This window comes from Pantoea sp. sgz302252 (assembly GCF_047713085.1).
In the GTDB taxonomy this organism is placed as follows: domain Bacteria; phylum Pseudomonadota; class Gammaproteobacteria; order Enterobacterales; family Enterobacteriaceae; genus Scandinavium.
Window position 1 is genome coordinate 113,046 of sequence record NZ_JBLFJW010000009.1, and the last position, 12,560, is coordinate 125,605.

The 12,560-nt window shown below is 47.4% G+C and carries 12 protein-coding genes and 1 pseudogene; 7 read left to right on the plus strand and 6 right to left on the minus strand.

The genetic code is table 11. From position 1 onward, the window contains the following. Positions 1 to 145: 145 nt before the first annotated feature. Positions 146 to 2,134 carry an AAA family ATPase gene (locus ACLW56_RS09285; RefSeq protein WP_330983496.1) on the minus strand — a complete coding sequence of 663 codons (1,989 nt, stop codon included), beginning with the start codon at positions 2,132 to 2,134 and terminating at the stop codon, positions 146 to 148. 67 nt (positions 2,135 to 2,201) lie between these two features. Next, positions 2,202 to 2,738: a phage repressor protein CI gene (locus ACLW56_RS09290; protein ID WP_330983497.1), complete on the minus strand. Its 537-nt coding sequence runs from the start codon at positions 2,736 to 2,738 to the stop codon at positions 2,202 to 2,204. Positions 2,739 to 2,833: 95 nt separating this feature from the next. Here ACLW56_RS09290 and ACLW56_RS09295 point away from each other — a divergent pair. Further along, a pseudogene (locus tag ACLW56_RS09295) lies at positions 2,834 to 3,035 on the plus strand (regulator). Positions 3,036 to 3,190: 155 nt separating this feature from the next. On the opposite strand, the gene ACLW56_RS09300 reads toward ACLW56_RS09295, so the two are convergent. From ACLW56_RS09300 to ACLW56_RS09310, 3 genes are all read right to left on the minus strand, one after another. After that, positions 3,191 to 3,994 (minus strand): DUF6216 family protein, encoded by an 804-nt coding sequence (locus ACLW56_RS09300; RefSeq protein WP_330983498.1) that lies wholly within the window; start codon positions 3,992 to 3,994, stop codon positions 3,191 to 3,193. A 565-nt stretch (positions 3,995 to 4,559) separates the two neighbouring features. Further along, positions 4,560 to 5,159: a GIY-YIG nuclease family protein gene (locus tag ACLW56_RS09305; protein WP_330983499.1), complete on the minus strand. Its 600-nt coding sequence runs from the start codon at positions 5,157 to 5,159 to the stop codon at positions 4,560 to 4,562. A 358-nt stretch (positions 5,160 to 5,517) separates the two neighbouring features. Next, positions 5,518 to 7,203, minus strand: coding sequence for an aspartate:alanine antiporter (locus tag ACLW56_RS09310; RefSeq protein ID WP_330983500.1), 1,686 nt, complete (start codon positions 7,201 to 7,203; stop codon positions 5,518 to 5,520). 262 nt (positions 7,204 to 7,465) lie between these two features. Here ACLW56_RS09310 and ACLW56_RS09315 point away from each other — a divergent pair, with 262 nt between their 5' ends. Further along, positions 7,466 to 7,840 carry an inner membrane protein YbjM gene (locus ACLW56_RS09315; protein WP_330983501.1) on the plus strand — a complete coding sequence of 125 codons (375 nt, stop codon included), beginning with the start codon at positions 7,466 to 7,468 and terminating at the stop codon, positions 7,838 to 7,840. A 15-nt stretch (positions 7,841 to 7,855) separates the two neighbouring features. Here the strand turns inward: ACLW56_RS09315 and ACLW56_RS09320 are convergent, their stop codons facing one another. After that, positions 7,856 to 8,119 carry a GrxA family glutaredoxin gene (locus ACLW56_RS09320; protein WP_330983502.1) on the minus strand — a complete coding sequence of 88 codons (264 nt, stop codon included), beginning with the start codon at positions 8,117 to 8,119 and terminating at the stop codon, positions 7,856 to 7,858. 176 nt (positions 8,120 to 8,295) lie between these two features. Here ACLW56_RS09320 and ACLW56_RS09325 point away from each other — a divergent pair, with 176 nt between their 5' ends. The 5 genes from ACLW56_RS09325 (at position 8,296) to potF (ending at position 12,492) form a co-directional block, all read left to right on the plus strand. After that, complete coding sequence (locus ACLW56_RS09325; RefSeq protein ID WP_330983503.1) at positions 8,296 to 8,586, plus strand: DUF1418 family protein; 291 nt, start codon at positions 8,296 to 8,298, stop codon at positions 8,584 to 8,586. Continuing rightward, positions 8,570 to 9,292, plus strand: coding sequence for an oxygen-insensitive NADPH nitroreductase (nfsA, locus tag ACLW56_RS09330; RefSeq protein WP_330983504.1), 723 nt, complete (start codon positions 8,570 to 8,572; stop codon positions 9,290 to 9,292). Before ACLW56_RS09325 ends, nfsA begins: the two co-directional genes overlap by 17 nt. A 194-nt stretch (positions 9,293 to 9,486) precedes the next feature. Further along, complete coding sequence (gene rimK / locus ACLW56_RS09335; RefSeq protein WP_330983505.1) at positions 9,487 to 10,389, plus strand: 30S ribosomal protein S6--L-glutamate ligase; 903 nt, start codon at positions 9,487 to 9,489, stop codon at positions 10,387 to 10,389. Positions 10,390 to 10,494: 105 nt separating this feature from the next. Beyond that, a complete protein-coding gene (locus ACLW56_RS09340; RefSeq protein WP_330983506.1) occupies positions 10,495 to 10,974 on the plus strand; it encodes a YbjN domain-containing protein in 480 nt (159 codons plus the stop codon). Between the two features lie 405 nt (positions 10,975 to 11,379). Then, on the plus strand, positions 11,380 to 12,492 hold the full coding sequence (gene potF, locus ACLW56_RS09345) for a spermidine/putrescine ABC transporter substrate-binding protein PotF (protein WP_330983507.1): 1,113 nt from the start codon (positions 11,380 to 11,382) through the stop codon (positions 12,490 to 12,492). Positions 12,493 to 12,560: the final 68 nt, after the last annotated feature.

The following is a 12,560-nucleotide window of genomic DNA, read 5'->3' on the forward strand; positions in this document are numbered from 1 at the left end:
TACCGCGCCCGGCGGGGTAGCATTCACAAATCCATTTTCCTGTGTCGAGTTTTCGTACTGCCATAAAAAAGCCCTCATGTCTGAGGGCTAAATTTGACTGTATGTATGAACAGTGTTTGATGGGTGGTTTTGGGAAGAAATACATTCATTCTTCACCAAAAAATTCGATTATGTTGTAGAGCCATGTAGGTGTATGGATCTCATCACTCTCATAGAGCACATCTATGTACTGGTCACAAAAGAGATTTTTATTACCTGGTTCATCAAAATAATTTTTAATGGTTTGCTTTTGACTGGTGGTTAGATCTAATATTCCAGCTGCAACGTTTGAGGAAAGTGTTTCAACGTCTTCTATGAATGAAAATCTTTTCTCTCCATTCGTGTAGATACGATAGATTGTTTCGTAGAAAAACAGTCCATCTAAAGCATCTTCAATCTCAGTTGGTGGAGATACTCTATTATCAGTTGTTTTTAGTAAATCAACATCAGTTAAATCTTCACGTAATAGTAAACGTCTTATTTTTATTTGCGGGATGCTGTCTACAGACTCAAATTTATCATACGCTAAGTCAGTATCTAATAAACAAAATACTTTTCCTTTAATGGCCGGCCTTCTGTCTTTTAGCGCTAAAACTAGATATGAATAAATATCCTTCAATGCAAATGAACCACCGACACTCAAAATTATTATGTTTTTTTCATCTAGCTCTTCAAATTCCAAATGGGATTCAATGTATTTTTTGTCAGTTCGCCCCTCGCATAATATCCAGTTATAATTATTGGAAGAAGTTATTGATGTTATTATGGATTGCACCAAGTCATGGTTGCTTTTTACTTCTAATGTATCTAAGTATGAACCACGTGATTCTTTCACAAGTGCAGCTAATTCATCTCTATAGTATTCCAAATTTATGCACTTGATAAATGTTTGGTTCGGGGATACATAAGTTGCACTGCCACTCATAGCGGCAGGAAGAAAACCATACCAGTGGGTAGTGCAAATCGTCTGTATGCCTAACTCACTTATCTCTCTAATTTTCTCGAACTGCTTGAAGCAAGATGTCGCATGTAAAGATAATTCTGGTTCGTCAACGGCTAGGATGGTTGATTGCTGGGTTTTTTTGGGGTTTCCTTTTAAGAACCCCATAGATAAATCTAGAAGAGCTTTTCTTTTTTCACCAGAACTGAGGTTGTGGACAGGTGTATCTCTATTAATACTATCTATGTAATGTAGAATTTTATCACTAAAATACGACTCAATTATCTTTGCAATCATGTGGCGCTGCGTAAAAGAGTTTTGTCTCTGGGTCGGTTTTTTGAAATGATATTTCCCATTTAATTTTTCAGATAATTGTTCAACAAATTCATTTAGATATTTATTTATTTCAGTAATGTCTTTCTTTTTGATTGTTTTACTGATCTTCTGCTGAAGATTTTCACCAAGAAGAGATTGTAACAGTTCACTCTCAATTTTAGAATATTCGGATGTGGTTATTTCTGCTGGTAAGTAAATATAATTATAAGACTCTCTCACATACTCTAGTAATTTATATAAAGTAGTTTGAAAGAAGTTTTTTCGTTGCGCAGGGTTTGTTGCAGTTGATTCAGGTATTAAATCATCAATTTCATTTTTATAATCATCAATTGATTCAAAAATTGACATGAATGGAACGGGAGCATCACCTGCGGATTTTTTTATAATGCCAATGGGCACTAGGAAATAATCGCGAGCTTGATATTGATATTCAAGATGGGTCCTGTGATTAATAAATTTTTCTGCTAATGCTCTTTGCGAGGAGTGAAAGTCTTCACTTTCTACCTGCCATGTTATATCACTAATAGCTTCTAATGTTTTAAAATTTGAAGTGTTACCTTTAATCCTTTCTTTTCGGATAAGAAAAACTGGAACAATGAAAGGCTCTCTCGTATCAAACCCTTGACTACGAGCATCATTGTTAATGTCTAATCTATTGATATCAGCTCTATTTAGGACGGTATCAATGGCTTGGAGTGTAGAGCTTTTACCTACTCCATTTTCACCAATCAGCCATGAAGAATTTCCATTGATGGTTAATGGAATGTAATGCTGATTTCTAAAGTTTTTAAAGTTTCTTAAAATTACACCAACAATCATTTTTTTTCGTCCATTAAAAATAGTTGATTATTTGCAGGTCATGATCACCTTAGCAATTATATTGATGTTACATTCTACTTGAGTTTGATTCTGGCATTACGCAATTAATGGGTAATCTTACTAGTTTGCGTATAGATTGAGCGCCATCAATAGGAATTAGCCATAAGCCATCATTTACTTCATCTAAATTATGTTTTACCAGATAAGTTGCATTCACTGTCTCAATAGCTGAAATACCTTCAAAGTATTTTGGCAATAACGTTAAGTTGAATATAAGATAACCGGACTTACAGAGTTTTCTACCACTTGTTTTATGTTTAACAAGGCTTATGATTTGAGCTTTTGCATCTACCCGCATCGGACCTTCAGATGTCGGCAGCCAACGAAGGGATGTTCCTGTATCTAAAGTACACTGGATTATCCAGTCTAGTGGGAAAGTATCTCTCATATATCGATTAGCTAATGTTCTTTTCGAAAAGCCAAAATTATCAGCTAAGGCTTGTCGTGTCGTAAATCTGTAAGCATCGACTAAACGCTCGATAGCATCTTTGCCACCCTGATTGGGATTTATTTTGATCTCATTTGGGTACTTTGATGGTGTCATGTCTCTAATGCAATCCAGGTATCTTCGGTGTTCCCAATTGGGGGCTTATCACGATTACAAACAACTCCCCACAAGCCAATAGGAGATGCTGCATCATGACTCCTAATATTTCAATCACTTTGAATACACCACACGTCACAATTTAGCGCTATAACTGACTTACAGCTCTTCCTGTCGATACGATCAATGACATGCTGGCTGATGGTCGCCTTCCGCGCCATCGTCTGTGTTAGATAAAAGCGCGAAAAGATCATGGTTTACATGGCTGCACTGACTGTAGATACACTGTCGGCTTAAGAAACCTTTGGCTCACTACCCCGGATATATGGCTGACCGCTCTCATCGAAGGCTAACACTGGTTGCTGGCGCAAATTCATTGCCTGCCATGCGTACCAACTAATGAAGTCGAGAGGAATCGATGGTGAGTTACACATAGCTGCCATTGCTGGTTATCAGCAGAGAGTCTTACGATCTAACTCTTGATATATTTCATAGATACCTTTTTTCTTAAACTCTCCATGAACACAATGTATTGCTTTTTCTTGCTCAGTTAGAATGTATTTTCTTACTTTACCTGAATAATAGATTGTAAATATAAAGCTTAGTGGTAACCATAATAAAGCGAGCAAGGTAATAGGGATGATGGAGTAGATGAAAAGTTTGTCTTTTCTGAATTTATTTATTGATTTATCAAGGAAGGTTTGACCTTCTTTAGTTGTTAATAATTTGCATAAATATTCTTTATGCTCAATTGTTAATGAGTTGTACTTCTCTATGTTTGTAGTTGCCGATTGTGAGCAATCACCTACTGAAAGAGTCCAAGTTGGATGAGCGGAAATCGTCACGGCTGACGCCATTTTTTTGGATATGTAAAATGGATCTCCTGATTTTTTCCAAAAAAGTAATGTTTGATCTGGTTGCGTTTTAGCTGTTTGGATGAGTGTAGGAGTGAAATAGGAAGCTGAAAATAGGAAAGCAAGGGAAAAAGCAATTGTGATGATTTTATCTGACCAGTCAGTGCCAGGTAGCTTTCTCAACGGGATGGTTATAAAGAAAATATTTAGTATGAATGCAGGCACCCCTGACTTTTTTAATATCTCATTATGATGTTGTTTGTATCTAAAAACAGTGCCTATTAATTTTATTGAAAGAGCAACTGCGCCAATGATAGATATCCAGGCTGCGGCGGTTGCTGCTGGTGAGTTTAGAAATTCAGTATTGAATATATTTGCGGGGATAGTGTTAACTGCACTCATAAAACCTCCAAATGACGAATTTTTTCTTTCCTCAATTTGTACCACTCATAACATAAATTGCAAGAAGCTATAAATTAGCTTTTTGCTGACAGCACTTTGTTATGAACACAAAATTGACCAAAGTTATGCGCCTTATCCCCATTCGGATCCGCACCGGGATTTTAATGGAATTGGTCGGGTTAACCGGCTTAAGCTTCACGAGGCCAACTAGCGCACTTGGTGGAAGTGAGTTAGTTGTACTGTTCAGTTTGGGGAAGCAATCTGGAAATCACGTTTGACCTGCCTGCAATCTACTCAAACCAGTTTCTGCTACCGGAAGCTGGTTTGTCCGGGGTAGATTCATGGTGACCGAGGCGGTGGGTGTATCATGTTTAAAGGAGGCTATTTTGTCGTTGAGACCAACACTATCCGTATTAATAGCGACGTGGTGATGAACGGTACTGATACCCTGGATAGCGCCGATAGAATCAAAATGGAAGCATGGTGGATGACCACTCGCACTCCAAAATAATGAATGCCATCGACACTTCATCCCAAAGATATGCACATAACTGGAGCCGCAGTTTTACTGCCCCGCCAATCGTCTTTTCAAACCCCGCTCATCAGCAATATCCATCAATCGTGCCTCTGCTGCCGCCTGTGTGCGCATCCCCGAAAGCGTGGGTTTAAAGCTGTGTGCATTTCCCTGAATATTTAAAGGCAGGGAAATGGATGCGATCAATTTGTCTTCAACTTCCCACGGCGCTTCAACAGGTATCCAGTGAACCTTGGCATTCTCCTCCATCCAATGGTCAAGCCACTGCTCGCCTGGGTGAGTGAATGTCATTCTGGAGCCGGAACCAACCCGGCGAAGGGGGAAGCAACTTACTCCACTCAGCAGCACGCCGAGTGTGCGTCGAAGTGTGGAGCCTGCGGCATTGCCGCTGTAATGCGTTTTGAGGCGCTTTCTTAAGTTCGATCGGCTGTCGGGTTTCCCGCGCTTGTCGGGGGAAATGCCGACGTAGAGAAGCGAGTAGCCTTCCGCTGTGATGCACCCTTCTGTTGGCACTGCAGGCGGAATCTCTTTGAACCACCAAAAGTAAACCCCGTTCACTGCAGGGACAGGCGTTGGCCTGCTCATGACTTCTGTTCTGCTGTAGGTCTTCTCTGGGTAAAAGTCGAACATGTGCTTTCCTTGCTGATTTTTTTTCGATTGTATTCATTTGTCGTCTGGATGCGATGACTTTGAAGGGGAGGGCAGGGGAAAAAATCAGAGGGAAGTTTGTTGGCTTACGGCGACAAGCTTTTGCGCTGCCGCCATTTTGTCGCCATCTGGCTTAAAGGTTTCTCGTAAGTATCTGGTTAGAAAGCCCCCGAATCCCAGAAAACAAAAAACCCATCAACCTTGAACCAAAAATGGCGGGGTTGATGGGCTCCACAAAATGGGGACATCAAAGAAAAGCAGTGGCATTACTTATGACTGACGGGCAAACAAAAAGTTCGCTCTGTCTCGCATTTTTTTCTGCCATTTTTATTCTTCGGATTTATCCCAGTCCTGGCCAGATGACGATGATCAGCGTACCGGCCAGCGTTAACAAGACGTTAGCTATTGCGTAGGTGCCTGCGTAGCCCAGCGCCGGGATGTTACTGCGTGCTGTGTCGCTGATAATTTCCATCGCCGGGGCGCAGGTACGGGCCCCCATCATCGCTCCAAACAGCATCGCGCGGTTCATGCGCAGTACGTAGGCGCCGAACAGGAAACAGATAACCACGGGCACCAGGCTGACGATTAAACCGGCCACCAGCATCTGGCCGCCAACGGCACCCAGACCGTGTCCGATGCCGCTGCCTGCACTCAGGCCAACGCCTGCCATAAACACCATCAGCCCGAACTCTTTCACCATATTCAGCGCGCCTTGCGGAATGTAGCCGAAAGTAGGGTGGTTGGCTCGCAGGAAGCCGAGCATGATCCCGGCGAACAGCAGGCCGGCGGCGTTCCCAATCGCGAAACTGAAGTTGCTGAACTGGAAGGTTATCATCCCAATCATCAGGCCGACGATAAAGAACGCGCAGAAGGCCAGCAGGTCAGTGACCTGGCTGTGAATCGAGATAAAGCCGATGCGGTCGGCGATGGTTTTCACGCGGCGTGCATCGCCGCTGACCTGCAATACGTCGCCTTTGTTGAGCACGATGCTGTCGTCAATCGGCATCTCAATCTGGCTGCGGATCACGCGGTTGAGGAAACAGCCATGGTCGGTGAGTTTAATCTGCGCCAGACGGCGGCCCACCACATTGTGGTTTTTAACGACCACTTCTTCGGTGACGATGCGCATGTCGAGCAGGTCGCGGTCGAAGACTTCTTTGCCGTTGCGGAAGCTTGGGTCAAGGCGTGCATGAGCATCCGGATAGCCTACCAAAGCGATTTCATCGCCCATTTGTAATACCGCGTCGCCGTCTGGGTTTGCCAGAATGCCGTTGCGACGAATACGTTCGATATAGCAGCCGGTCTGGCGATAGATGCCGAGTTCACGCAGGTTTTTGCCATCGGTCCAGGCCACCAGCTCCGGGCCGACACGATACGCGCGAATCACCGGCAGATAGACCTTGCGGTTAGCATCCGTGTCCAGGCCGCGTTCGCGTGCGATTTGCTGTGCGCTGGTTTGCAGATCCTGATGTTGCAGTTTTGGCAGGTAACGCGCGCCGAGGATCAGACTGACAAGGCCAATCAGGTAAGTTAGCGCATAGCCCAGGCTCAGGTGGTCGAGGGCTGAAGCCAGCTCATTGCCCGCCATGCCGGAATGTCGCAAGGTGTCGCCTGCGCCAACCAGCACTGGCGTTGAGGTCATCGCGCCTGCCAGCATCCCGGCGGTGAGGCCGATATCCCAGCCAAACAGCTTGCCCAGCCCCAGCGCTATTACCAGCGCAGAGCCGACCATCACCAGCGCGAGCATCAGATAATTCTTGCCATCGCGGAAAAAAATGGAAAAAAAGTTCGGGCCCGCTTCGACCCCGACGCAGAAAATAAAGAGCATAAAGCCCAGATTTAATGCATCCGTGTTAATACTGAAATGCTGCTGGCCTAATAACAAAGAGACCACTAAAACGCCAATAGAATTACCAAGTTGGATAGATCCTAAGCGTATTTTGCCAAGACACAGGCCCAGCGCCAGTACTACAAATAATAACAGGATGTAATTCCCGTTTAACAAGTCTGCGACGTTTATATTCACGGAAGCTAACTTCTCGTTTACTAGTAAGTTGTTGAAGGCAATGGCTATTTAGGCTAGGATTTTTCCCAGGGTCGGCTGAAAAACGCATTTTGAAACGGGCCTGATGATAACCATCAAATTAAGGTCGCTAGTTTAATCGTTCCTGATTGCGGCGGCTAGTCACAATCGTTTTGTCCTTACGCAGGTGCATTACGGCAAGGAGTGCCGAAAAACTTTATCGACTGAGCATCATGGAGTTGGATAGAGAATATCAGGAGGAATTTTGAGATCTGAACGAGGTTGGGCGGGTGTTTTCTGCTGTTTTGTCCTCTTTATTGTGGTGTGCCTTTATTTGTTACTGAATATGAAAGGCGCATTTCGTGCGTCAGGGCATCCTGAACTGGGGCTGTTGTTCTTCGTTATTCCCGGCGCGGTGGCCAGTTTTGTGTCATCGGGTCAGCGCGTGCTGTTGCCGCTGGTTGGGGCGATATTGGCAACGCCGGTGTGTCTGGTGGTGATGCGTGTGTGGCTGTTTTCACAGCGGTCTTTCTGGCAGGAACTGGCGTGGTTGTTCAGTGCGGTGTTTTGGTGCGCATTGGGCGCGCTTTGCTTCTTGTTTGTCAGCGCGCTGATAAGCGCAAAACGTGGGCGCCATTAACGCCCACGCCCTGTCTTAAGCGTAGAGACCCAGGTTTTCTTTGGCCCAGGCTTCGAAATCGGTAAAACCACCGATGTGAGTCTGGTCAACGAAAATCTGCGGTACGGTTTCTACTGGCTTACCCACGGTTTGTTCGAGGTCAGCTTTGCTGATGCCTTCGGCGTGAATATCGATATAACGGAAGTTGAAGTCGTCACGCCCGGCAGTCAGTTTTTCTGCCAGTTCTTTTGCACGAACGCAGTAAGGGCAACCTGGGCGACCAAAAATTACGGTAAACATGTTTCTTCTCTCCTGATTCTGAGCCAGACGGCGAATGGGTGCTATGATGCCTGTACTCGCGTTTGCACGAAAGAAGGTTCTGCCTTTTGTTGCGATTTGTTCTGACGGCGAGATGCTATGTTTCGCCAATCACAGTTGTTATCCTCCCCGCTATACTCATCGACCGGAGACTGACGATGCGCTCACTCGGGGCCTTGCCCAAAAGCGTGCTGATACTGGAAGCCATGGGCATGGTGCTTCTGGTGCTGGCGTGGCTTTCTCTCAATCTTTACATCACCTTGCCTGTGCCTTTTGACAGCCCAACCGCCGGGCTGGTGATGATTTTCGCAGGGATTTTATTGATGGTCCCTGCGGCTGTGGCGCTGTTTCGGGGCATGGCGCAGACCCTTGCCCCCCAGTTGATGCAGCGCAACGACGATAAACCCGTTTCGAAAGACCAGGATAAACGTGATGACGCCGACCATTGAGAAGTTGTTAAACCACCGTTCGATTCGCCACTACACCGGCGAACCCATCACTCAGGCGCAGCGCGAAGCTATCATCGCCAGCGCTCAGGCCGCGTCCAGCTCAAGCTTTTTACAGTGCAGTTCGATTATCCGCATCACCGACCCTAACATGCGTGAGCAACTGGTGACGCTGACCGGCGGCCAACAGCATGTGGCGCAGGCTGCGGAATTTTGGGTGTTCTGCGCGGATTTCAACCGCCATCTGCAAATCTGCCCTGAAGCGCAGCTTGGCCTCGCCGAGCAATTGCTGCTTGGCGTGGTGGATACCGCGATGATGGCGCAAAATGCGATGGCTGCCGCAGAATCTCTGGGGCTTGGCGGGGTGTATATCGGTGGGATCCGTAACAGTATCGAAGCTGTAACTGAACTGCTGAATCTGCCTAAGCACGTGCTGCCGCTGTTCGGGCTGTGCCTGGGCTGGCCTGCGGATAATCCGGATGTGAAACCGCGCCTTCCGGCAAGCCTGCTGGTCCATGAAAATCACTATCAGCCTGTCGATGTAGCCGAACTTGCGCGCTATGACGAAGAGATAGCGAACTACTATCTTTCCCGCGGCAGCAACACACGACGTGACACCTGGAGCGACCATATTCGTCGCACCATCATCAAAGAGAACCGTCCGTTCATCCTCGACTACCTGCATAAACAGGGCTGGGCTATCCGTTAAATTTCACTGCGTGTATGATGTGAGACTGAAAAAGAAGGAAAAAGCGTGTTTTTTCCTTCTTTTTCGTTAGCAGCCGAAAATCAATGAATTGATTTTCCTTTTCTCTTAAAAGCAAAGACAGAGAGTGGCCGCTGAATTGGGTTAGCGGGGTACAGCAGTGCCTGCCTTTTTCAGGGGAAACAGTGAGGTGCAGGGTGAAAATAGCCATTTTGTCCCGGGACGGAACGCTCTGGTCCTGTAAACGTCTTCGTGAGGCCGCCACTCAGCGCGGCCATCTGGTCGATATTCTTGACCCGCTTTCCTGCTATATGAACATCAGCCCGGCGGCCTCGTCCATTCACTATAAAGGCCGCCAGTTGCCGCAGTATGATGCGGTTATCCCGCGTATCGGTTCCGCGATTACCTTCTATGGCACAGCAGCGTTACGCCAGTTTGAGCTGCTTGGCAGCTATCCTCTGAATGAATCCGTTGCCATTACCCGCGCCCGCGACAAACTGCGTTCGTTACAGCTGTTGGCGAGGCAGGGCATTGACCTGCCAGTGACCGGCATTGCGCATTCTCCTGACGACACCAGTGATCTGATTGACATGGTCGGCGGTGCGCCGCTGGTGGTGAAGCTGGTGGAAGGCACGCAGGGCATTGGCGTGGTGCTAGCGGAAACTCGCCAGGCGGCAGAAAGCGTGATTGATGCGTTTCGTGGCCTTAATGCCCACATTCTGGTGCAGGAATACATTCAGGAAGCGAAAGGGCGTGATATCCGCTGTCTGGTGGTGGGCGACGAAGTTGTAGCCGCAATTGAGCGTCGCGCGAAAGAAGGGGATTTCCGTTCCAACCTGCACCGTGGTGGCGTGGCGACAATCGCAAATATCACCCCGCTTGAGCGTGAGATGGCGCTTAAAGCTGCGCAAACGCTGGGGCTGGATGTGGCGGGCGTTGATATTCTGCGCGCCGAGCGTGGGCCGCTGGTGATGGAAGTAAATGCTTCGCCGGGGCTTGAAGGGATCGAAAAAACAACCGGCATCGATATTGCCGGGAAAATGATCCAGTGGATCGAACGCCACGCGCAGCCAGGCTTTTGTCTGAAAACGGGTGGATAGCCCAGATTTCACCTGTGTCGTAGCATCTGAGCCGTTTTTTGCGTACCCTGTTATCCGCTTTATTCAGGTTTCGCTTTTCTTTCACAGCAAGAGGTTTCACGGTTTATGGATTCACTGATCGTTCCGGGTCTGGATACACTGCGTCAATGGCTCGACGAAATGGGCATCAGCTTCTATGAGTGTGATACCTGTCAGGCACTGCACTTGCCGCACATGCAGAATTTTGACGGCATTTTTGATGCCAAACTCGATCTTCTGGATAACGTGGTGCTGTTTTCCGCGCTGGCTGAAGTGAAGCCTTCCGCGCTGCTGCCGCTGGCCTCCGACCTGTCGTCCATCAACGCCAGTTCACTCACGGTGAAAGCGTTCCTCGATATTCAGGACGATAACCTGCCGAAGATGGTGGTGTGCCAGTCGCTGTCGGTCAATGTGGGCGTGACGCGCGAGCAGTTTGAATGGTTCTTCCGTCAGAGCGAAGAGCAGGTGTCGATGGTTATCCTTGAAGCGGCTTCTCATCAGCTGCTGTTTAAAGGTGATGAAGAAGAGCAACCGATGGAAGAGTCGCAATTCCATTTTCTTCACTGATGCCTTTCCCGATTAACGCAGCCGCTACCAGCGCGGCTGTGTAAAACCCCGCAATATTCTGCTGTTAACCTCTTCTTAAAGCATTATTCACCACTTCCCGGCGCATGCAGGCTTATGCCATAAAGTGATCTTGCATAAAAAATTGATAAAAGACGTTTTTTTACCCGAGCTATAGCCTCGAATCCTGGCTAAAGTTATTCTTGCGAAACCCCGTCAGAGCGGGTTAAACACTGCGTTCAAAGCAATGTGGCGTGCAAAATTCTGACGAGTAAGCGAGCAATGCCTGCCGGGAGAGCGCCTCTCTCCTTTTCTTAGCAGACTGACAAAGTATGCATGATTTTTGCATGCATCGATGTGCGACGATTTTGGTCCGAATGTTAACGGACGTTGATAAGGAAACGAGCTATGACCGCCTTGAGTAAGAAATGGTTAACGGGTCTGGTAACGGGTGCGCTGATGGCAGTCTCTGCAGGTGCGCTCGCCGCTGAACAAAAAACGCTGCATATTTATAACTGGTCTGATTATATCGCCCCGGACACGCTGGCGAATTTCACCAAAGAAACCGGCATTAAAGTGGTGTACGACGTGTTTGATTCCAACGAAGTGCTGGAAGGCAAACTGATGGCGGGCAGCACCGGTTATGACCTCGTAGTGCCATCGTCCCAGTTCCTGGAACGTCAGGCACAGGCGGGGATTTTCCAGCCGATTGATAAGAGCAAGCTGCCGAATTACAAGAATCTCGACCCTGAAATGCTCAAGCTGGTGGCGCAAAACGACCACGATAATAAGTACGGCATTCCGTACATGATGGTCACCACCGGCATTGGCTACAACGTCGATAAGGTGAAAGCGGCACTGGGTAAAGATGCGCCAGTGGACAGCTGGGATCTTATCCTCAAGCCTGAAAACCTCGAAAAACTGAAAAGCTGCGGAGTCTCCTTCCTGGATGCGCCGAGCGAAATTTATGCCGCCGTGCTGCACTACCTCGGTAAAGATCCTAACAGCTCCGATCCGAAAGATTACAGCGGAGCCGCCAACGATCTGCTGCTGAAGCTGCGTCCGTTCATCCGTTATTTCCACTCTTCTCAGTACATCAACGATCTGGCGAACGGTGACATCTGCGTGTCGATTGGCTGGTCTGGTGACATTCTGCAGGCGGCAAATCGCGCCAAAGAAGCCAAAAATGGCGTGAACATTGCCTACACCATTCCGAAGGAAGGGGCGATGGTTTACTTCGATATGTTCGCCATTCCTAAGGATGCGAAAAATACCGATGGAGCCTATCAGTTCCTGAACTACCTGCTGCGCCCGGATGTGGTGGCGAACATCAGTAATCACGTTTATTACGCCAACGCCAACAAAGCGGCCACGCCGTTACTGAATGCTGAAGTGCGTGATAACCCAGGGATTTATCCGCCAGCCGACGTTCGTGCGAAGTTGTTCACGCAGACTGTGTTGTCGCCAAAAATTGACCGCGTCATCACCCGTTCGTGGACGACGGTTAAGACCGGTAAATAAAGCAGACATGCCCGGTCAGCGAAGCGCTACCGGGCACTATCCGCACCAGGTCAGTGCATCTGCACTGT